Annotated in this window: 16 protein-coding genes; 11 read left to right on the forward strand and 5 right to left on the reverse strand. The window is 72.2% G+C overall.

Features of this window, described 5'->3' with window-relative positions; all coding sequences use genetic code 11:
• Positions 1-108: 108 nt before the first annotated feature.
• The 4 genes from ACIQPQ_RS03920 to ACIQPQ_RS03935 all read left to right on the forward strand — a co-directional run bounded on the left by ACIQPQ_RS03920 (position 109) and on the right by ACIQPQ_RS03935 (position 7,867).
• Complete coding sequence (locus tag ACIQPQ_RS03920; protein ID WP_401299640.1) at positions 109-1,359, forward strand: sensor histidine kinase; 1,251 nt, start codon at positions 109-111, stop codon at positions 1,357-1,359.
• Positions 1,356-2,033: a response regulator gene (locus ACIQPQ_RS03925; protein ID WP_383781667.1), complete on the forward strand. Its 678-nt coding sequence runs from the start codon at positions 1,356-1,358 to the stop codon at positions 2,031-2,033. Before ACIQPQ_RS03920 ends, ACIQPQ_RS03925 begins: the two co-directional genes overlap by 4 nt.
• Before the next feature lie 189 nt (positions 2,034-2,222).
• On the forward strand, positions 2,223-5,327 hold the full coding sequence (locus ACIQPQ_RS03930) for an efflux RND transporter permease subunit (protein WP_401299315.1): 3,105 nt from the start codon (positions 2,223-2,225) through the stop codon (positions 5,325-5,327).
• Positions 5,328-5,554: 227 nt separating this feature from the next.
• Entirely contained in the window at positions 5,555-7,867 is a 2,313-nt protein-coding gene (locus ACIQPQ_RS03935; protein ID WP_401299317.1) for a PQQ-binding-like beta-propeller repeat protein, read from the forward strand.
• Between the two features lie 70 nt (positions 7,868-7,937).
• Here ACIQPQ_RS03935 and nadA read toward each other — a convergent pair whose 3' ends face one another.
• Positions 7,938-9,122, reverse strand: coding sequence for a quinolinate synthase NadA (nadA, locus tag ACIQPQ_RS03940; RefSeq protein WP_401299320.1), 1,185 nt, complete (start codon positions 9,120-9,122; stop codon positions 7,938-7,940).
• A gap of 323 nt (positions 9,123-9,445) precedes the next feature.
• Between nadA and ACIQPQ_RS03945 the strand changes: the two genes are divergently transcribed.
• Entirely contained in the window at positions 9,446-9,802 is a 357-nt protein-coding gene (locus tag ACIQPQ_RS03945) for an iron-sulfur cluster assembly accessory protein (RefSeq protein ID WP_030582488.1), read from the forward strand.
• Positions 9,803-9,907: 105 nt separating this feature from the next.
• Here the strand turns inward: ACIQPQ_RS03945 and ACIQPQ_RS03950 are convergent, their stop codons facing one another.
• The gene (locus ACIQPQ_RS03950) at positions 9,908-11,887 is read right to left on the reverse strand and encodes a hypothetical protein (protein ID WP_401299322.1); all 1,980 of its coding nucleotides are present in this window, start codon (positions 11,885-11,887) and stop codon (positions 9,908-9,910) included.
• Between the two features lie 129 nt (positions 11,888-12,016).
• Positions 12,017-12,226: a hypothetical protein gene (locus tag ACIQPQ_RS03955; protein WP_383782536.1), complete on the reverse strand. Its 210-nt coding sequence runs from the start codon at positions 12,224-12,226 to the stop codon at positions 12,017-12,019.
• Positions 12,227-12,355: 129 nt separating this feature from the next.
• Here ACIQPQ_RS03955 and ACIQPQ_RS03960 point away from each other — a divergent pair, with 129 nt between their 5' ends.
• Positions 12,356-13,330, forward strand: a complete 975-nt coding sequence (locus tag ACIQPQ_RS03960; protein ID WP_383782534.1) for a carbohydrate kinase family protein — start codon at positions 12,356-12,358, stop codon at positions 13,328-13,330.
• A gap of 54 nt (positions 13,331-13,384) precedes the next feature.
• Here the strand turns inward: ACIQPQ_RS03960 and ACIQPQ_RS03965 are convergent, their stop codons facing one another.
• The gene (locus ACIQPQ_RS03965; RefSeq protein WP_401299326.1) at positions 13,385-14,869 is read right to left on the reverse strand and encodes a cysteine desulfurase/sulfurtransferase TusA family protein; all 1,485 of its coding nucleotides are present in this window, start codon (positions 14,867-14,869) and stop codon (positions 13,385-13,387) included.
• Positions 14,870-15,183: 314 nt separating this feature from the next.
• Here ACIQPQ_RS03965 and coxB point away from each other — a divergent pair, with 314 nt between their 5' ends.
• The 4 genes from coxB (at position 15,184) to ACIQPQ_RS03985 (ending at position 19,692) form a co-directional block, all read left to right on the forward strand.
• Entirely contained in the window at positions 15,184-16,176 is a 993-nt protein-coding gene (coxB, locus tag ACIQPQ_RS03970; protein ID WP_401299329.1) for a cytochrome c oxidase subunit II, read from the forward strand.
• Positions 16,173-17,909, forward strand: a complete 1,737-nt coding sequence (gene ctaD, locus ACIQPQ_RS03975; protein WP_401299331.1) for a cytochrome c oxidase subunit I — start codon at positions 16,173-16,175, stop codon at positions 17,907-17,909. The genes coxB and ctaD overlap by 4 nt, the downstream gene beginning before the upstream one ends.
• A complete protein-coding gene (locus ACIQPQ_RS03980; RefSeq protein WP_383780350.1) occupies positions 17,906-18,304 on the forward strand; it encodes a cytochrome c oxidase subunit 4 in 399 nt (132 codons plus the stop codon). Before ctaD ends, ACIQPQ_RS03980 begins: the two co-directional genes overlap by 4 nt.
• A 131-nt stretch (positions 18,305-18,435) precedes the next feature.
• Positions 18,436-19,692 (forward strand): Ig-like domain-containing protein, encoded by a 1,257-nt coding sequence (locus tag ACIQPQ_RS03985; RefSeq protein WP_401299334.1) that lies wholly within the window; start codon positions 18,436-18,438, stop codon positions 19,690-19,692.
• A gap of 77 nt (positions 19,693-19,769) precedes the next feature.
• Here the strand turns inward: ACIQPQ_RS03985 and ACIQPQ_RS03990 are convergent, their stop codons facing one another.
• Entirely contained in the window at positions 19,770-20,171 is a 402-nt protein-coding gene (locus ACIQPQ_RS03990; protein ID WP_383780356.1) for a hypothetical protein, read from the reverse strand.
• A gap of 181 nt (positions 20,172-20,352) precedes the next feature.
• On the opposite strand from ACIQPQ_RS03990, the gene ACIQPQ_RS03995 reads away from it, so the two are divergent.
• Positions 20,353-20,973: a heme-copper oxidase subunit III gene (locus tag ACIQPQ_RS03995; protein WP_383780358.1), complete on the forward strand. Its 621-nt coding sequence runs from the start codon at positions 20,353-20,355 to the stop codon at positions 20,971-20,973.
• Positions 20,974-21,021: the final 48 nt, after the last annotated feature.

Below are 21,021 nucleotides of genomic sequence, written 5' to 3' on the forward strand. Positions count from 1 at the left end.
CCGCTCCGGCTCCGGGGGCGGACCGGCCCCTCCCGCCCGGTCCCGGCGGGCCCTGCGGCTGCCCCGCCGTACGGCATCCACCGGGACGAGAGCGAGGTGAGCGCGGTCGTGACCCCCCTGGCCCGTGCCCGGTGCCATCTCAAGGCCCATCCGATGACGCTGGACGCCGCCGTCGCCGTCGTCGTGCTGGTGTGCATGCTGGCCAGTTCCTTCATCGAACCGCACGGCAAGCAGGCCGTGAACTGGAGTCTGCGGAGCCCGGACCCGCTCAGCCTGGTCACGATCACCGTCAGCGCCGCCGCCCTGGTGTTCCGGCGCCGCGCCCCGCGCGCGGTGCTCGCCGTGACCGGGGTCTGCTCGGTCGTCGAGAGCGTCACCGGCGACCCCCGGGCGCCCGTCGCGATGTCCGCCGTCATCGCCCTCTACACCGTCGCCTCCACCACCGACCGCCCCACCACCTGGCGCGTCGGCCTGCTCACCATGACCGTCCTGACCGGCGCCTCCATGCTCGCCGGACCCCTGCCCTGGTACGCCCAGGACAACCTGGCGATCTTCGCCTGGACCGGTATCGGCGCCACCGCCGGGGACGCCGTCCGCAGCCGCCGGGCCGTCGTGCGGGCCATCCGGGAGCGCGCCGAACGCGCCGAACGCACGCGGGAGGAGGAGGCCCGCCGCCGGGTCGCCGAGGAGCGGCTGCGCATCGCCCGCGACCTGCACGACGTCGTCGCCCACCACATCGCCCTGGTCAACGTGCAGGCGGGGGTCGCCGCGCACGTCATGGACAAGCGGCCCGACCAGGCCAAGGAGGCCCTCGCGCACGTCCGCGAGGCCAGCCGCTCCGCGCTCAGCGAACTGCGCGCCACCGTCGGCCTGCTGCGCCAGTCCGGCGACCCCGAGGCCCCCACCGAACCGGCCCCCGGCCTGGACCGCCTCGACGAACTCGCCGGGACGTTCCGCAACGCCGGGCTGCCCGTCGAGGTCGCCCGCGCCGACCACGGCACCACCCTCCCGGCCGCCGTCGACCTCGCCGCGTACCGCGTCATCCAGGAAGCCCTCACCAACGTGCAGAAGCACGCCGGGGCCACCGCCCGCGCCGAGGTCAGCGTCGTCCGGGTCGGCCCGCACATCGAGGTCACCGTCCTCGACGACGGCACCGGCGACCAGCCCGCCCCCACCGACGGCAACGGCAACGGCAATGGCAGCGGCAACGGCGGCGGGCACGGCCTGCTCGGGATGCGCGAGCGGGTCGGCGCCCTGCGCGGCACCCTCACCACCGGCCCCCGCTACGGCGGCGGCTACCGCGTCCATGCCATCCTTCCGGTCAAGACCCGCTCCCGCGCCCCCGAGGACACCGCATGACGATCCGCGTCCTGCTCGCCGACGACCAGGCCCTGCTGCGCAGCGCGTTCCGGGTGCTGGTCGACTCCGAGGCGGACATGGAGGTCGTCGGCGAGGCCTCCGACGGCGCCGAGGCGGTCCGGCTGGCGAAGGAGCGCGCCGCCGACGTCGTCCTGATGGACATCCGCATGCCCGGCACCGACGGCCTCGCCGCGACCCGCCTGATCAGCGCCGACCCCGCCCTCGCCCAGGTCCGGGTGGTGATCCTCACGACGTTCGAGGTCGACGACTACGTGGTCCAGTCGCTGCGCGCGGGCGCCTCCGGCTTCCTCGGCAAGGGCAGCGAACCCGAGGAGCTGCTGAGCGCCATCCGGGTCGCCGCGGGCGGCGAGGCACTGCTGTCGCCGACCGCCACCAAGGGCCTCATCGCCCGCTTCCTCGCCCAGGGCGACGCCTCCGACGACGACCCGGTGCGCTCCGCCAAGCTGGACGCGCTCACCAGCCGCGAGCGGGAGGTCCTGGTGCAGGTCGCGGGCGGCCACTCCAACGACGAGATCGCCGAGCGGCTGGAGGTCAGCCCGCTCACCGTGAAGACCCACGTGAATCGCGCCATGGCCAAACTCGGCGCCCGCGACCGGGCCCAACTGGTCGTCATCGCCTACGAGTCAGGACTGGTCCGCCCAAGGGTGGACTGACCTCCACCCGGCCGTACTGCGGCCGGAGTATGCGCGGCATAAGGAAATCGCCCTGCGGCGTGCCGAACGGGCCGCCCCGATGGACCAGGGTGGAGGGGACGACACCGAACGCGTCCCGGACGCCTCCGCGCGCCTGCCGCGCGTCCTCCGCACGCCTTCTGCCGCTCACAGAAGAGAGACCCTGAACCCATGTCCTGGCTGTCCAAGTTCAGCCTCGCGCAACGGGCCCTGATAGGCCTCATGTCCCTGATCGCCCTCGCCTTCGGCGCGATCGCCATCCCCCAGCTGAAGCAGCAGCTCCTGCCGACCATCGAGCTGCCGATGGTGTCCGTGCTCGCCCCCTACCAGGGCGCCTCCCCGGACGTCGTCGAGAAGCAGGTCATCCAGCCCATCGAGGACAGCCTGGAAGGCGTCGACGGCATCACCGGCGTCACCTCCACCGCCAGCGAGGGCAACGCGGTCATCCTCGCCTCCTTCGACTACGGCAACGACACCAAGCAGCTCGTCGCCGACGTGCAGCAGGCCGTCAACCGGGCCCGCGTCGGGCTCCCCGACACGGTGGACCCGCAGGTCGTCGCGGGTTCGACCGACGACATCCCGACCGTCGTCCTCGCCGTCACCTCCGGCAAGGACCAGCAGGCCCTCGCCGACCAGCTCGACTCGACCGTGGTGCCCGCGCTGCGCGACATCGACGGCGTCGGCCAGGTCACCGTGGACGGCGTCCGCGACCTGCGCGTCACCGTCACCCCGGCCGACGCCAAGCTCGCCAAGGCGGGCCTGACCACGCAGTCCCTCGCCCTGGCCCTCCAGGCGGGCGGCGCGACCGTCCCGGCCGGTTCCTTCGACGAGGGCGGCGCCAACCGCACCGTCCAGGTCGGCGGCGGCTTCACCTCGCTGGAGCAGATCGAGAACCTGGCGATCCCGGCGCAGGGCGGCGGCAAGCCGGTCCGGCTCGGCGACGTGGCCACCGTGAAGCAGCAGGAGGCCCCGGCCGACTCGATCACCCGGACCGACGGGCGGCCCAGCCTCGCCGTCTCCGTCACCATGGACCACGACGGCAGCGCGGTCGCCATCTCCGACGCCGTCGAGGACAAGCTCCCCGCGCTGCGCGAGGCCCTCGGCTCGGACGCCGACATCACCGTCGTCAGCGACCAGGGCCCGGCGGTCTCCAAGTCCATCGAGGGCCTCACCACCGAGGGCGCGCTCGGCCTGCTCTTCGCGGTCCTGATCATCCTGGTCTTCCTCGCGTCGGTCCGCTCGACGCTGGTGACGGCCGTCTCCATCCCGCTCTCCGTCGTCCTCGCCCTGATCGTGCTGTGGACGCGCGACCTGTCGCTGAACATGCTGACGCTGGGCGCGCTGACCATCGCCATCGGCCGGGTCGTCGACGACTCGATCGTCGTCCTGGAGAACATCAAGCGGCACCTCGGCTACGGCGAGGAGCGCGAGACCGCCATCCTCACCGCCGTCCGCGAGGTCGCCGGGGCGGTCACCTCCTCCACCCTCACCACCGTCGCCGTGTTCCTGCCGATCGGCCTGGTCGGCGGCATGGTCGGCGCCCTCTTCGGCTCCTTCAGCCTCACCGTGACGGCGGCCCTGCTGGCCTCCCTGCTGGTGTCGCTGACGGTCGTGCCGGTCCTGTCGTACTGGTTCCTGCGCGCCCCGAAGAACACCCCCGAGGACGCCGAGGAGGCCCGCCGCGCGGCCGAGGAGAAGGAGGCGAGGAGCCGCCTCCAGCGGATCTACGTCCCCGTCCTGCGGTTCGCCACCCGGCGCCGCCTGACCAGCGTGGCGATCGCGGTCGTCGTCCTCATCGGCACCTTCGGCATGGCGCCGCTGCTCAAGACGAACTTCTTCGACCAGGGCGAGCAGCAGGTCCTGACGGTCAAGCAGGAACTGAAGCCCGGCACCAGCCTCGCCGCGTCCGACGCCGAGGCGAAGAAGGTCGAGAAGCTCCTCGGCGGCATCGACGGCGTGAAGACCTACCAGGTCACCGTCGGCTCCTCCGGCTTCATGGCGGCCTTCGGCGGCGGCACCGACTCCAACCAGGCCTCCTACCAGGTCATGCTGGAGGACTCGGCGTCCTCCGAGGACGTCCAGAAGGACATCGAGGACGGTCTCGCGAAGCTGGACGGCGTCGGCACCACCACCGTCGCCGCCGGGGACGGCTTCGGCAGCCAGGACCTCAGCGTCGTCGTCAAGGCGGCCGACGGCGAGGTGCTGGAGACGGCGGCCGAGCAGGTCCGCAAGGCGGTCGCCGGACTCGACGACGTCACCGACGTCACCAGCGACCTCTCGCAGAGCGTCCCGCGCATCTCGGTGAAGGCCGACGCGCGGGCCGCGGCGGCCGGGTTCGACGAGCAGACGCTCGGCGCGGCCGTCGCCCAGGCGGTCCGCGGCACGGTCGCGGGCAAGGCGATCCTCGACGACACCGAGCGGGACATCGTCATCGCCTCCGCCGCGCCCGCCACCACGCTGGCGCAGCTCAAGGCCCTCCCGCTGGGCCCGGTGAAGCTCGGCGACATCGCGACCGTGCGGGTCGTGGACGGCCCCGTCGCCATGACCCGGATCGACGGTCAGCGCGCCGCCACGATCACCGCGCGGCCCACCGGCGACAACACGGGCGCGGTCAGCGCCGACCTCACCTCGAAGCTCGACGCGCTCAAGCTCCCGGCGGGCGCCACCGCCGAGATCGGCGGGGTCTCCGAGGACCAGGACGACGCGTTCGCCAACCTGGGTCTCGCGATGCTCGCGGCGATCGCGATCGTGTTCATGCTGCTGGTGGCGACGTTCCGTTCGCTGGTCCAGCCGCTGATCCTGCTGGTCTCCATCCCGTTCGCGGCGACCGGCGCGATCGGCCTGCTGCTCGTCACCGGCACCCCGATGGGCGTCCCGGCGATGATCGGCATGCTGATGCTGATCGGCATCGTGGTCACCAACGCCATCGTGCTGATCGACCTCATCAACCAGTACCGCCGCCAGGGCTACGGCGTGGTGGAGGCCGTCGTCGAGGGCGGCCGGCACCGGCTGCGGCCCATCCTGATGACGGCGCTGGCGACCATCTTCGCCCTGCTGCCGATGGCGCTGGGTGTCACCGGCGAGGGCGGCTTCATCGCCCAGCCCCTCGCCGTCGTCGTGATCGGCGGTCTGATCACCTCGACGCTGCTCACCCTGCTCCTCGTCCCGACGCTCTACGCGATGCTCGAACTCCGCAAGGAGCGCCGGGCGGCCAAGCGCGCCGCCAAGCGGTCCGCGAAGGAGGAGCCGAAGGTCCCGGAGCCCGCGGGCGTGTGAGGCGCCCCCGGCCGCGCGCCGTCGCGGCCGGACTGCCGGACCCCCCGTACGGACCGACCGTACGGCGGGTGCGACCGGACAACCGACGTGCGGCCCGGCGGGGTTGACCCCCGCCGGGCCGCACGCGTACCGCCGGGCCCTCCGGACCGGGACCGGAGTCCGCGCTTCCGCCGGGGCTGCCTATCCTGTGCACCAGGACTGCTCTGCGGGGGAGAGGGAACGCGACGGTGGCGTTGCACACGGGGGAGCCGGAGTCGCTCGGCGGGTACCGGATCGTCGGCCGGCTCGGGTCGGGCGGCATGGGCGTGGTCTACCGCGCCACGTCCCGCTCCGGCCGCGAGGTCGCCGTGAAGGTGGTGCACGCGCAGTACGCCGAGGACCCCGTCTTCCGCGCCCGCTTCCGGCAGGAGATCGACGCCGTCCGCCGGGTCAGCGGCGCCTTCACCGCCCCCGTCCTCGACGCGGACCCCGAGGCGGCCCGCCCCTGGATGGCCACCCAGTACGTCGCCGCCCCGTCCCTCGCCGAACGCATCCGCGGCTACGGCCCCCTTCCCGGACCCGAACTGCGCCGCCTCGCCCTCGGCCTGGTCGAGGCGCTGCGGGACATCCACCGGGCCGGGGTCGTCCACCGCGACCTCAAGCCCGCCAACGTCCTGGTCGCCGCCGACGGCCCCCGTGTCATCGACTTCGGCATCTCCCGCGCCGCCGGGAGCCAGACCCTCACCGAGACCGGCCACATGATCGGCACCCCGCCCTTCATGTCCCCGGAACAGCTCACCGACGCCCGCTCCGTCGGCCCCGCCTCCGACGTCTTCTCACTGGCCGCGCTGCTCGCGTACGCGGCCACGGGGCGCGGCCCGTTCGACGCGGACAGCCCGTATCTGACGGCGTACCGGGTCATGCACGACGAACCCGACCTGAAGCCGCTGACGCCCGCCCTGCGGGACGTCCTCGCCCGCTGCCTGGCCAAGAAGCCCGCCGACCGGCCCGGACTCACCGCACTGGCCGAGGAGTTCGCGACGATCCCGGCCGAGGAGTTCACGGTGGCCCCGGTCACCGGCCCGGCCGTCCCCCCGGCCCCCACCGAGGCGAGCGCTCCCGCGACCGGGCCCGCCCCCGCCTTGGGGACCGGCCCGGCCCCGGCAGAACGGAACGGCGAGCACCCCGACCGGGACCCGGCCGACCGCACCGAGACCCCTGACTCGCTCCCCGCCCCGGAGCCGCCCGCCGCACCCACCGCCCCGCGCCGCCGCCGCACCCGGCTCCTCGTCCTCTCCGGCACCGCGGCGGCCCTGGCGCTCGCCCTCACCGGATACCTCCTGCTGGGTCCGCAGAGCGGCGGCTCCTCGGCGGACACCGGGGCGTCCGACCGCTGGGCCGCCGTACCGAAGGGCTGGCAGCCCTGGACCACGACGGTCGCGGCCCGCGCCGCCGCCGGGATCGCCCTGCCGCCGGAGAACTCCGGTGACACCGGCACCCCGTCCTGCGCGCTGGGCGGCGAGGGCCTCTACTGCGTGGGGGCGGGCGGCCTGCCCGTCGGCGTCGACACCCGCACGGGCCGCATGCGCTGGCGCGTCGACAGCGCCCCGGCCTCCTCGCCGTACGGCCGCTTCGAGGGCCAGGTGCTCGGCGTCCACGACGGCGTGGTGCTGCTGCGGCAGACCCCGGTGTTCTCCGGCGAGGAACGCGACACCACCTCGGTCGTCGCCCTCGACGCGCGCACCGGCCGACGGCTGTGGCACCGCCCGCTCACCGGCACCAACGTCCGCCCCGCCCTCCACGCCGGACTGGCCCTCGTCCCGGACGGCGCCACGGTGACCGCGCGCTCCCTCCGCGACGGCGGCAAGCGCTGGTCCGCCGACCTGCCGGTGGACCACGCCTGCGACTTCCACCCGGCCGGGACCGGGCTGTACGTCCTGTGCTCCCGGTGGGACGGCGACAGCCCCGGCAGCCGGCTGCTGTCCCTCGACCCGGCCGACGGCACCCCCCGCACCCTGGCCCGGCTCGACCTGTCCCTGCGCTACCTCGGCGCGCTCGGCGGACGGCTCGTCTTCGTCCGGGACACCCCGGAGAGCCACGCGGACGGCGGTGACCGCTCCTACGACCGGCTGCTGCTCGTCGACGCGGCGAAGGGCACCCGGACGACGGTCCCGCTGCCCGCCGGTACCGCCGGAGAGCCCGCGCTCACCGGCGACCTGCTGCTCCTCGCCGGGTCCAACGGCCGCGTCACCGCGTTCTCCGCCACCACGGGCGCCCGCGTCTGGCGGACCTCCACCAGCCTGGAGCAGCCCGGCGCCCCGCTCGGCGACGCGGCGGGACGGACGGCGTTCCTGGTCAGCGGCAGCGGCCGGGCGGCGGCCCTGGACCTGCGGACCGGCGAGGTGCTGTGGGAGTCCCTGGCCCGCGCCGCCCGCTCCCCGGGCAGCGGCCACGCCCCCACCCTGTTCCGCCGGGCGGGCGCCCTGGTGGCCGTCACCCCCGACGGCACCCTCTTCTCCCTGGACCCAGCCCGCCCGGACCGTACATCCGGAAAGGCCTGAGCCCTGAACGGCCTGAGCCCGGCGCCCGGACGACTCCGGACACCGGGCTCAGGCACAGGGCCGCCGTCGGCTACGGCAGCGCCAGCATCCGCTCCAGGGCCAGCTTGGCGAAGGCCTCGGTCTCGGCGTCGACCTCGATCCGGTTGACGAGCTTGCCCGCGGCGAGGGACTCCAGGGTCCACACCAGGTGCGGGAGGTCGATGCGGTTCATGGTCGAGCAGAAGCAGACCGTACGGTCGAGGAACACGATCTCCTTGCCCTCGGGAGCGAAACGGTTCGCCAGGCGGCGGACCAGGTTCAGCTCGGTGCCGATGGCCCACTTGGACCCGGCGGGGGCGGCCTCCAGGGCCTTGATGATGTACTCGGTCGAGCCGACGTAGTCCGCGGCGGCGACGACCTCGTGCCGGCACTCGGGGTGGACCAGCACGTTCACGCCGGGGATACGGGCGCGGACGTCCTCCACCGAGTCCAGGCTGAAACGGCCGTGCACCGAGCAGTGGCCGCGCCACAGGATCATCTTCGCCGCGCGCAGCTCCTCGGCGGTCAGGCCGCCGTTCGGCTTGTGCGGGTTGTAGAGGACGCAGTCCTCCAGCGACATGCCCATGTCGCGGACGGCGGTGTTGCGGCCGAGGTGCTGGTCCGGGAGGAACAGCACCTTCTCGCCCTGCTCGAACGCCCACTCCAGGGCCTTCTTCGCGTTGGACGAGGTGCAGATGGTGCCGCCGTGCTTGCCGGTGAAGGCCTTGATGTCGGCCGAGGAGTTCATGTACGAGACGGGGACCACCTGGTCCGCCACCCCGGCCTCGGTCAGCACGTCCCAGCACTCGGCGACCTGCTCGGCGGTGGCCATGTCGGCCATCGAACAGCCCGCGGCCAGGTCGGGCAGGACGACCTTCTGGTCGGCGGAGGTCAGGATGTCCGCGGACTCGGCCATGAAGTGCACACCGCAGAAGACGATGTACTCGGCCTCGGGGCGGGCGGCGGCGTCGCGGGCCAGCTTGAAGGAGTCGCCCGTGACGTCGGCGAACTGGATGACCTCGTCGCGCTGGTAGTGGTGTCCGAGGACGAAGACCTTGTCGCCGAGCTTCTCCTTCGCCGCACGGGCCCGCTCCACCAGGTCCGGGTCGGACGGGGAGGGCAGGTCGCCGGGGCATTCGACGCCCCGCTCGCTCCTCGGGTCGGCCTCACGGCCGAGCAGCAGCAGGGCGAGCGGCGACGGCTGTACGTCTAGCTCCGTGGTCTGGGCGGTGGTCACGACACACACCCTTTCTACTTTTCGTCTATCTGACGTTATCTATGATAACCCGGTTCACGTCACGTTGACGATGGTCATTGCGTCGATGTGACATGAATCCCGGTGCCGTTCCGTCGGGTTGCCGGTGCCGGTCCGTCGGCTTGTCCCCGGGCCGTCCGGGGGCGCTGTTCGCTTCCCCGCGGGTGTGCGAGCATGAAGGGACAGGCGCGCGAGGAATGCGCAAGGGAAAAGCGCCCGAGAAGCGCCCGGCCCGGAATGAATCCGCGGCCCCGCCGGTTGACACCGTCGGCAAGCAGTCTCCGTACAACCCGGGAGAGATGTAGATGTCCGTATCGGACGAGACCAGCACCGTCACCGACGGCATCATCCTGTCCGACGCCGCCGCGGCGAAGGTCAAGGCCCTGCTCGACCAGGAAGGCCGCGACGACCTGGCCCTGCGGGTGGCTGTCCAGCCCGGTGGCTGCTCCGGCCTGCGCTACCAGCTCTTCTTCGACGAGCGCTCGCTCGACGGCGACGTCGTGAAGGACTTCGGCGGCGTCAAGGTCGTCACCGACCGCATGAGCGCCCCGTACCTGGGCGGTGCCTCGATCGACTTCGTGGACACCATCGAGAAGCAGGGCTTCACGATCGACAACCCGAACGCGACGGGTTCCTGCGCCTGCGGCGACTCCTTCAGCTGAGCCACCCGGACGCCCCCGCGCACAGCGGCGCGTACGACAGGACGGCGGCCCCCCGGTTCCTACCGGGGGGCCGCCGTTCGTGCAGGTGCGGAGGGATCGGGTTCCTTACCGGGGCAGTCGCGCGCCCGGCTTCTCCAGCGGCACGTTCTTGCCGTCCGTGCCGACCACCGTCCGGTCACCGAGCGGCTTGTCCAGCTTCACCGTCGAGTGGAACACCTTGGCGATCTTGATGCAGACCTTGTCCGGCCACGGCGTCGCGGTGACGGTCACCTCGACCCGGTCCCCCTTCTCCACGGCCGTCGCCTCGTAGTCGGAGCACACCCCGCCGGTGTAGCTGACGACCAGGTCCGAGCCCTCGGCGGTGTACCCGTCGAGCTGCACGTTCTGCGTCTCCTCCGTGCCGGAGGCGGGCGGCTCGGCGGGCTGCGAGGCGGCCGGGGGAGTGCCCAGGTACTTCGGCTCGATTGCCGGATAGGCCAGCGTGTAGGCCTCGGCGGCGCCCTTCACCGAGAACAGCCAGGACGGCACCAGCACCTGCCGCCCGCCCGAGGCGTGCGGGGCGAGCCCGAACACCGCGTCGTCCACGGTCAGCGTCCGCGGCTTCGGCGCCGCCGTCGGCTGGTCCTTGCAGGGGCTCTCCAGCCGCTCCCCGGCCGGTACGGGGGAGGCGCAGCCGCCGATGCCCATGCGGTGGTCCGTGGCACCCGCGCCGCCGGACCCGTTCGACTCGTTCAGCCGGTCCAGCGTCTGCCGCGCGCTCAGCACGGGGTACGTCGCCCCCTCGACCGGCGGCTTCAGCTGCCCGCTGCCGCCGACGATCTCGCCCTGCCCGCTGACCGTGACGCCTGTCGTCCACCCGTGGGTGGGCAGTCCGCCCACCTCCGGGTCGGCGTTCACCACCCGCTGGGCGCCCATGACCTGGCTCGCGTCGATCTTCGCGTCGTCCTGCCCGACCGCCTTCAGCACGGGCGCGGCGGCCTTGCGCGCGGCGGCTTCCCCGACCGGGTCGGCCGAGGGGGCGACGGGGTCCTTGGCGCACTTCGCGATGCCGCCCTGGCAGTCGTCGGTGCCCGGCGCGTAGCGGCTGAACGTCCACAGGCCGGGCGCCTTGCGGTCCACCCGCAGGACGGGTCCGGAGCCGTCGGTGCCCGCGCCGACCCGCCAGGCCGGACCGTCGGCGACCACGGTCCCCGTCACACCCAGCGCGTCGGCCAGCTTGCTCACCTCGCTCTTGGCCACCTCGCCCTTCGCCCAGTACACGGGCGCGGAGCCGGGTCCGTCGGGGAGCCCGCCGTCGGCGCGGTAGACCGGCCCGTACGGGTCCGGCTCGCCGGGCGCGATGCCGTTGCCGGGCTCGGGGGTGCCCGCGTCCCGGCCCTCGGCGGCGGCCGGGCCGGTGAGGTCGTCGAGGGTCAGCACCGGGGGAGGGCCGTCCCCGCCGGACGCACCGGAGCCCGTTCCGCCCCCCGATCCGCCGCTCGCGTTCGCCGCGAGCAGCGCGCCGCCCCCGCCCACGACCAGCACCGCGGCGGCGGCCACGGAGGCGATGAGCACGGGGGCCCTGCGCCGGGGACGCGCGTCGTCGGCTTCCTCGGCGCCCTGGTGCGGGGCCAACTCCGGGGGCGTGCGGGGGGCATCGGCGGCTCGGGGCCGCTCGCTGGGCCCGGACGCCGACACCACCTCGGGCGCCGATTCGGGCTCGGGCTCGGACACGGGCTCGGGCTTCGACTCCAGGTCCGGCTTCGGCTCCGGCGTCGACGCTGTGACCTCGTCGGTGGCGGCTTCCGGCGAGGCAGGCCGCTCACCCGGCACGGCCCCGGCCTCCGGCTCGGCGGGCTCCGGGGACGCCTCGGCCGGGGCCGCCACGTCGGCGCGCTCCGCCCCCTCGGCCCCGTCCCCGGCGGCGGCCCCCGCCGAAGGCTCCGCCTCGCCCTTCGCGGAAGGCTCCGCGGGGGTCTCCGCCCCGCTGTCCGCGGGACGTTCCGCAGGCTCCTCCGTCGTGCGCGGTTCCGGCGTCCTCCGGTCCTCCGGTCCGCGCGCGGCGTCGGCCTCGGCGTCGTTGTCGTCCGGTCGCTCGGTGTTCACCGCATCGCTCCTTCGGCTGCGCTGCTGTCACTGTCGTCGTGCGCGTCGTGCGCGAACGTGCTCCGACATCCCCTTGACGGGGGACAGCGATGGGACGCGGCGGGGGAGCGTACGGTTCCCTCGGTCCCGTCAGTTGCCGTACTCCGGCATCGCCTCCAGCAGCCGGGCCGACGCGGCCGGTACCTCGACCCCGTGGATCAGCGACGGCGGGACGGGACGGGCGGCGCTCTTCGCGGGGGCGGTCCAGTGCGGGGCCATCCGGGCGCAGTCGCCGCGCAGCGCCGCGAGCCCGCCGTCGAGGTCGGCCGGAGCGGGGGAGTGGACCTTGAGGTTCGTCATGACCGCACCGTACGCAGGCCACGACCCACGAAGAAAGATCTACTATCGGGTAGTTTCGTCTGCTTCTTCGAGGCCGGTCCACCCGGTAGCGTGAACTGTCAATCCGCCTCCCACAGGAGAGTCCACGCCGTGCGCATCGCAGTCACCGGCTCCATCGCAACCGACCACCTCATGACGTTCCCCGGCCGCTTCTCCGACCAGCTCGTCGCGGACCAGCTCCACACGGTCTCGCTCTCCTTCCTGGTCGACCAGCTGGACGTACGGCGCGGCGGGGTGGGCGCGAACATCGCCTTCGGCATGGGGCAGCTCGGCACGAAGCCCATCCTCGTCGGGGCCGCGGGCTCCGACTTCGACGAATACCGCGCCTGGCTCGACCGGCACGGTGTCGACACCTCCTCGGTGCGGATCTCCGAGACGCTGCACACGGCCCGTTTCGTGTGCACGACCGACACCGACCACAACCAGATCGGCTCCTTCTACACGGGCGCCATGAGCGAGGCCCGGCTGATCGAGCTGAAGACGGTCGCCGACCGCGTCGGCGGTCTCGACCTGGTCCTCATCGGCGCCGACGACCCGGAGGCGATGCTCCGCCACACCGAGGAGTGCCGCACCCGCACCATCCCGTTCGCCGCGGACTTCTCCCAGCAGATCGCCCGCATGGGCGGCGACGAGATCCGCATCCTGCTGGACGGCGCGACGTACCTCTTCTCCAACGAGTACGAGAAGGGCCTGATCGAGTCCAAGACCGGCTGGAGCGACGAGGAGATCCTGTCCCGCGTCGGCCACCGCGTCACCACCCTCGGTGCGCGCGGCGTCCGCGTCGAGCGCGCGGGCGAGGACCCGATCGAGGTCGGCACCCCGAAGGAGGACCGCAAGGTCGAGCCCACCGGCGTCGGCGACGCCTTCCGGGCCGGCTTCCTCTCCGGCCTCGCCTGGAACGTCTCCCTGGAGCGCGCCGCGCAGATCGGCTGCATGCTCGCCACCCTGGTGATCGAGACCGTCGGCACCCAGGAGTACCAGCTGCGCCGCGTCCACTTCATGGAGCGCTTCGCCACGGCCTACGGCGACGAGGCCGCCGCCGAGGTCAAGAAGCACCTGGGCTGACCGTCCGGGCGGGGAGGCACCGGCCGCGGTCCGGGCCGCCCCGCCCGCCCCCGCTCAGGAGAGCCGGCGGACCAGATAGGCCGCGCCCCGGTCCGCCGGTTCCTCCCCCACGTACTCCTGTCCGCGCATCTCGCACCAGGCGGGGATGTCCAGCCGGGCCGCCTCGTCGTCGGAGAGCACCCGGACCGTGCCGCCCACCGGCACCGCGCCGATGACCTTCGCCAGCTCGATCACCGGGATCGGGCACCGCCGCCCCAGCGCGTCCACGACGAGCGGCCCCCCGGCCCCGCCGCCCGCGCCCGAAGGCGCCGCCCCCGCTTCCGGAGCCGCCCCCGAAGACGCCACCTCCGAAGACGCCACCTCCGAAGACGCCGCCCCCGCCGCCGAACTCACCGCCCCCGCACCCCCCGTCGGCGCCCCGATCCGCTCCCGCACCTGCGCCACCACCCCCGGCAGCACGTCGAGGAAGCGCTCCACGTCCTCCTCCGCCGTGCCCGGCGGCAGCGACACCCGCACGTTGCCCTCGCTCAGCACCCCCATCGCCTTGAGCACATGGCTCGGCGTCAGCGTGCTGCTCGTGCAGGACGATCCCGAGGAGACCGAGAAGCCCGCCCGGTCCAGCTCGTGCAGCAGCGTCTCCCCGTCGACGTACAGACAGGAGAAGGTGACGATCCCCGGCAGCCGCCGCTCCGGGTCCCCGACCACCTCCACGTCCGGCACCGCCCCCGGCACCCGCGCCCTGATCCGCTCCGTCAGCTCCCGCAGCCGGGCCGCCTCGGCCGCGGCCTCCGCGCGCACCGCCCGCAGCGAGGCCGCCGCCGCCACGATCGCCGGAAGGTTCTCGAACCCGGCCGCCCGCCCCGACTCCCGTTCGTCCACCGGCCCCCGCGGCGCGAACCGCACCCCCTTGCGCACCACCAGCAGCCCCACCCCGGGCGGCCCGCCCCACTTGTGCGCGCTCCCCGCCAGCAGCGACCACGGCCCCGCCACCGGCCCCCAGCCCAGCGACTGCGCCGCGTCCACCAGCAGCGGCACCCCCGCCGCCCGGCACGCCTCCGCGACCTCCGCCACCGGCTGTGCGGTGCCCACCTCGTGGTTGGCGGACTGGAGCACCGCGAGCGCGGAGTCCGCGCGCAGCGCCCCGGCGTACGCCGCGACCGTCACCGCGCCCGAGCGCTCCACCGGCACCTGCGTCACCGTGCCGCCCGCCGCCTCCCACACCTCCGCCGAATGGAGCACAGAGGAGTGTTCGACCGCTGACACGATCAGGTGGCGTCCGGCGCGCCGCCGCCCGGCCAGCGCCCCCTCGATCCCGGTGTGCACGGCCCGGGTGCCCGACGCCGTGAACGACAGTTCGTCAGGTCGGCAGCCCACCGCGTCGGCGGCCGTCTCGCGGGCCGCGTCCAGCAGCAGCCGGGCCCGCCGCCCCTCCCGGTAGAGCCGGGCGGGATCGGCCCAGCCCTCGTCGAGCGCGGCCAACAGGGCCTGACGGGCGACGGGATGGAGCGGGGCGGCGGAGGCGGCGTCGAAGTAGGGCACGCGGCAACGGTAGAACGTCCGGCGCGGGGAACCGGGCGGGGCGGTCCGGGTGAGCGGCGCGGGCCCGGACCGGCGCCGTCCGACCGGCCGTATCTCCGTTCGTCCGGGCGCCCGTTCCCCCCGATTCCGCCCCTTTCCCCTCCGTCGGCGACACCCCCGGCGCGTTGCCCACCCCTCCCCGCGCGACCCCAAAACGCGTCCAGTAGGGTTTGGTCCGCATAAACATCCAAACCCCTGCCCGACGCAGGGCGGCGACCTACCAGCGAGAAGGCCGCAGCCGAAGCGCGCGGGCGAGACTCTCGGGAAGGCGCTACGTGAGTCCGAACGGCTCCGACCTCCCCCACAGCCCGAATGGCGTGGGCGGGACCCCCAAGCCGCGGCGCCCGATGCGTCGGAAGCTGCTGCAGGCACTGACCGCGGGCCTGGTCCTTGCGACCGCGACCGGTTGCACATACGAGGACTTCCCCCGCCTCGGCATGCCCACCCCGACCACCGAAGAGGCGCCGCGGATCCTCTCGCTGTGGCAGGGCTCGTGGGCTGCCGCGCTCGCCGTCGGCGTGCTCGTGTGGGGCCTCATCGTGTGGAGTGCGATCTTCCACCGCCGCAGCCGCACCAAGGTCGAGGTACCTCCGCAGACCCGGTACAACATGCCCATCGAGGCGCTGTACACGGTGGTCCCGATCATCATCGTCTCGGTCCTGTTCTACTTCACGGCCCGCGACGAGACGAAGCTCCTCAGCCTCGACAAGAAGCCGGACGTCACGGTCAACGTGGTGGGCTTCCAGTGGAGCTGGTGCTTCAACTACATCGAGAGCGTCGACGGTTCGTCCGGAGACGCGAAGTCCGACAAGAACCTGGCCGCCATCCCGGACCGGTACAAGAAGGACTTCCCCGCCGACGCCGGCGGTGTCTACTCCTGCGGCACTCCCGGTGAGCGGAACCCGCAGACCAACAACCCCGGTCCGACGCTCTGGCTCCCCGAGGGCAAGACGGTCCGCTTCGTCCTGACCTCGCGTGACGTCATCCACTCCTTCTGGGTGGTGCCGTTCCTGATGAAGATGGACGTCATCCCGGGCCACACCAACGCCTTCCAGGTGACCCCCAACCGTGAGGGCACCTTCCTCGGCAAGTGCGCCGAGCTGTGCGGCGTCGACCACTCCCGGATGCTGTTCAACGTGAAGGTCGTCTCTCCCGAGCGCTACGAGCAGCACCTCAAGGACCTCGCCAAGAAGGGGCAGACCGGTTACGTTCCCGCGGGCATCGAGCAGACGAGCCACGAGAAGAACCGGGAGACGACAAACCTGTGAGCATCCTCAACGAACCCCAGGGTGCGGCCGAGGCAGGGTCCCACTATGCGGACGAGCTGCCCGTCCGGCGCCAGCGCCGCGGCGAGGTCGTCGTCAAGTGGCTCACCACCACTGACCACAAGACGATCGGCACGCTGTATCTCGTGACGTCGTTCGCGTTCTTCTGCATCGGCGGCGTCATGGCGCTCGTCATGCGTGCCGAGCTGGCCCGGCCCGGTCTGCAGATCGTGTCGAACGAGCAGTTCAACCAGGCGTTCACGATGCACGGCACGATCATGCTGCTGATGTTCGCGACGCCGCTGTTCGCCGGTTTCGCGAACTGGATCATGCCGCTGCAGATCGGCGCGCCCGACGTGGCGTTCCCGCGGCTGAACATGTTCGCCTACTGGCTCTACCTGTTCGGCTCGCTCATCGCGGTCGGCGGCTTCCTCACCCCGCAGGGCGCGGCGGACTTCGGCTGGTTCGCCTACTCGCCGCTGTCGGACGCGATCCGCAGCCCCGGCGTCGGCGCCGACATGTGGATCATGGGTCTGGCCTTCTCCGGCTTCGGCACCATCCTCGGCTCGGTCAACTTCATCACCACGATCATCTGCATGCGCGCACCGGGCATGACGATGTTCCGGATGCCGATCTTCGTCTGGAACGTGCTGCTGACGGCCGTCCTGGTCCTGCTGGCGTTCCCGGTGCTGGCCGCCGCGCTGTTCGCCCTGGAGGCGGACCGCAAGTTCGGGGCGCACATCTTCGACGCGGCCAACGGCGGAGCGCTGCTGTGGCAGCACCTCTTCTGGTTCTTCGGCCATCCGGAGGTGTACATCATCGCCCTGCCGTTCTTCGGCATCATCAGCGAGATCATCCCGGTGTTCTCGCGCAAGCCGATGTTCGGCTACATGGGCCTGATCGCGGCCACCATCGCCATCGCCGGTCTCTCGGTGACGGTGTGGGCGCACCACATGTACGTCACCGGCGGCGTGCTGCTGCCGTTCTTCTCCTTCATGACGTTCCTCATCGCGGTACCGACCGGGGTGAAGTTCTTCAACTGGATCGGCACGATGTGGAAGGGCTCACTGTCCTTCGAGACACCGATGCTGTGGGCGACCGGCTTCCTCATCACGTTCACCTTCGGCGGTCTGACGGGTGTCATCCTCGCCTCGCCGCCGATGGACTTCCACGTCTCGGACTCGTACTTCGTGGTGGCGCACTTCCACTACGTCGTCTTCGGCACCGTCGTGTTCGCGATGTTCGCCGGCTTCCACTTCTGGTGGCCGAAGATGACCGGCAAGATGCTCGACGAACGACTCGGCAAGGTCACCTTCTGGACCCTGTTCATCGGCTTCCACGGCACCTTCCTCGTCCAGCACTGGCTGGGCGCCGAGGGCATGCCGCGCCGGTACGCGGACTACCTGGCCGCCGACGGCTTCACCGCGCTGAACACGATCTCGACGATCGCCTCGTTCGTCCTCGGTCTGTCGATCCTGCCGTTCTTCTACAACATCTGGAAGACGGCCAAGTACGGCAAGCCGGTCGGCGTCGACGACCCGTGGGGCTACGGCCGCTCCCTGGAGTGGGCCACCTCCTGCCCGCCCCCGCGGCACAACTTCCTCACCCTGCCGCGGATCCGCAGTGAATCCCCGGCGTTCGACCTGCACCACCCGGAGATCGCCGCGCTCGAGCAGCTGGAGCACGCCGGCCACGGTGCCAGCGCCATCGCGGGCAGCAAGGAGGCCGGCAAGTGAAGATCCAGGGCAAGATGTTCGTCTGGCTGAGCGTCTTCGTCCTCGCCATGGCGGTCGTCTATGGCGTGTGGTCGAAGGAGCCGGCCGGTACCACGGCCCTCTTCCTGGCCTTCGGCCTGTGCATCATGGTCGGCTTCTACCTGGGCTTCACCGCCCGGCGGGTCGACACCGGTGCCCAGGACAACAAGGAGGCGGACGTCGCGGACGACGCCGGCGAGCTGGGCTTCTTCAGCCCGCACAGCTGGCAGCCGCTCTCCCTGGCCATCGGCGGCGCCCTCGCCTTCCTGGGGGTCGCGGTCGGCTGGTGGCTGCTCTACTTCTCCGCCCCGCTGATCCTCATCGGCATCTGGGGCTGGGTCTTCGAGTACTACCGCGGCGAGAACCGCACCCAGTAGCACGCGCCCCGCGCACGACGAGCCCGGACACTCCGTCAGGAGGGTCCGGGCTCACCCGTTCGCCGCACCGGACGTAGGCCGTCCGGGTCTCCCCGCGCGCCGGGCCCGCGGGGGCTCCCTAGCGTGAAGCCATGAGCCACGAACCCCGCCCCCGTACCGTCGTCAGCTGCACGCTGCTGGTGATCGCCCTGGTCGCGGGCGGAACCGCCTGCGGCTCGGACGGCAACCCGCTCTCCGCGCGGCCCTACGACGCGACCGACCGGATCTCCTTCAGCGGCCCCCGCGACGACGCCAAGAAGGCCGACCCCGACAAGCCCCTGGAGATCCGCGCCGAGGACGACGACGACCGGATCACCGACGTCACCGCCCGCGACGCCACCGGTCGCTACCTCGCGGGCGAACTCTCCGCCGACGGCAGCCGCTGGCACAGCACCGAACCCCTCGCCGCGAACGCCACCTACACGGTCCGCGTCAGCACCGAGGACGAGGACGGCGCCCCCGGCCGCCGCACCCTCACCTTCGACACCGGCAAGCCCACCGCCAAGAAGCTCCTCGGCGTCACCTTCGGCCCCGACGCGGGCACCTACGGCGTCGGCCAGCCCGTCACCGCCACCCTCAGCCAGCCGATAGCCGACCCCGCCCAGCGCGCCGTCGTCGAACGGTCCCTCAAGGTCGACTCCAAGCCCGCCGTGCAGGGCGCCTGGTACTGGGTGGACGACAAGACGCTGCACTTCCGCCCCAAGGAGTACTGGCCCGCCCACGCCACCGTCCGCGCGCACAGCAACCTCGACGGCATCAAGGTCGGCGCCCGGCTCTGGGGCGGCAAGGCCAAGGACCTCAAGCTCACCATCGGCGACAAGGTCCTCGCCCTCACCGACGCCGCCACGCACACGCTGACGCTGTACAGGAACGACGAGGAGGTCAAGCAACTCCCCGTCACCACCGGCAAACCGGGCTTCGACACCCGCAACGGCGTCAAGGTCGTCCTGGGCAAGGAGTACTTCGTACGGATGCGCGGGACCAGCATCGGCATCGCCGAGGGCTCCTCCGAGTCCTACGACCTGCCCGTCTACTACGCCACGCGGGTGACGTGGAGCGGCGAGTACGTGCACGCCGCGCCCTGGTCCGTGGGCTCCCAGGGCTACGCCAACGTCAGCCACGGCTGCACCGGCATGAGCACCGACAACGCCGAGTGGTTCTTCGACAACGTCCGCGCCGGGGACGTCGTCCAGGTCGTCAACAGCGACGGCGACACGATGGAGACCTTCGGCAACGGCTTCGGCGACTGGAACCTCGACTGGAAGAAGTGGCGCGAGGGCAGCGCGTTGACAGGGAGCAAGCAGCGCGTCCCCGAGGACGCGTCCCGGCTGTCCCCGGCGGCCGTCTGACGTCCCTGTGCGGCGCTACGCGCCGGTAGGGGGCGGCCGGTACCGTCCGGCGCCCCCTACCGGCGTCCAGCGCGCCCTCAGGCGCTCAGCAGGTTCCTGCGGCGCAGCAGTTCCGCCAGCGACGCGGCGAACTCCACCGGGTCCACCGGCAGCGTCACCGCCGCGTCGGCCCGGCTCCAGGTCGCCAGCCAGGCGTCCTGCGGCCGCCCGATGAGCAGCAGCACCGGCGGGCAGCGGAACACCTCGTCCTTGATCTGGCGGCACATCCCCATGCCGCCCATGGGCACGGCCTCACCGTCCAGGACCACGACGTCGATCCCGCCCTTGTCCAGCTCGGACAGGACGGCGGCGGGCGTGGCGCACTCCAGGAACTCCACCAGGGGCGCGTCCGGGGCCGGCCGCCGGCCCGTGGCCAGCCGTACCTGCTCCCTGGTGTTGGCGTCGTCGCTGTAGACCAGCACCGTGGCGGTCGCCTGCATGGTTCCTCCGCGTCATTGGAGTGGAACTTTCCCGGGTACCGATGGGGCGGATGCTACTCCCCCGGACACCGCGTCAACACCTGTGCGAACACGCCTGCGATGGGCCATCCGGGCAGTACACGACGGGCGGACACCCCGAACGGCACCCCCCGGAGTGAGGGCGGGATAAGCGACCGACATAATGTCGGTCGTGGCGACAGCAACGACAGTAGAAACCGGGCACGCGCACCCGTCGGTCAATCGGCCGAACCTCACCAGTGTCGGAACCATCATCTGGCTGAGTTCCGAGCTGATGTTCTTCGCGGCCCTCTTCGCGATGTACTTCACCCTGCGATCGGTGACGGGTCCCGATCACTGGAAGGAAATGGCGCACGCCCTGAACTTCCCGTTCTCGGCGACGAACACCACGATCCTGGTGCTCTCCTCCCTCACCTGCCAGCTCGGCGTCTTCGCCGCCGAGCGCGGTGACGTGAAGAAGCTCCGGGGCTGGTTCATCGTCACCTTCATCATGGGTGCGATCTTCATCGGCGGTCAGGTGTACGAGTACACCGAACTGGTCAAGAAGGACGGGCTCTCGCTCTCCTCGGACCCGTACGGCTCGGCGTTCTACCTGACCACCGGCTTCCACGGCCTGCACGTGACGGGCGGCCTCATCGCCTTCCTGCTGGTCCTCGGGCGCACCTACGCGGCCAAGAGGTTCACGCACGACCAGGCGACCGCGGCGATCGTCGTGTCCTACTACTGGCACTTCGTCGACGTCGTCTGGATCGGCCTCTTCGCCACGATCTACATGATCAAGTAGCCGGGTCCGATCCCGCACCCTTCCCAGACGCACCGACGCAGAAGATCC

The sequence above is a fragment of the Streptomyces sp. NPDC091281 genome, from assembly GCF_044757425.1.
In the GTDB taxonomy this organism is placed as follows: Bacteria; Actinomycetota; Actinomycetes; order Streptomycetales; family Streptomycetaceae; genus Streptomyces.

What these genes read in the sequence shown, in the direction of transcription:
- ACIQPQ_RS03925 (WP_383781667.1), top strand. Translation starts at nt 1,356, where the DNA reads ATGACGATCCGCGTCCTGCTCGCCGACGACCAGGCCCTGCTGCGCAGC.
- ACIQPQ_RS03930 (WP_401299315.1), top strand. Translation starts at nt 2,223, where the DNA reads ATGTCCTGGCTGTCCAAGTTCAGCCTCGCGCAACGGGCCCTGATAGGC.
- ACIQPQ_RS03945 (WP_030582488.1), top strand. Translation starts at nt 9,446, where the DNA reads ATGTCCGTATCGGACGAGACCAGCACCGTCACCGACGGCATCATCCTG.
- ACIQPQ_RS03955 (WP_383782536.1), bottom strand. Translation starts at nt 12,226, where the DNA reads ATGACGAACCTCAAGGTCCACTCCCCCGCTCCGGCCGACCTCGACGGC.
- ACIQPQ_RS03985 (WP_401299334.1), top strand. Translation starts at nt 18,436, where the DNA reads ATGAGCCACGAACCCCGCCCCCGTACCGTCGTCAGCTGCACGCTGCTG.
- ACIQPQ_RS03990 (WP_383780356.1), bottom strand. Translation starts at nt 20,171, where the DNA reads ATGCAGGCGACCGCCACGGTGCTGGTCTACAGCGACGACGCCAACACC.
- ACIQPQ_RS03995 (WP_383780358.1), top strand. Translation starts at nt 20,353, where the DNA reads ATGTCGGTCGTGGCGACAGCAACGACAGTAGAAACCGGGCACGCGCAC.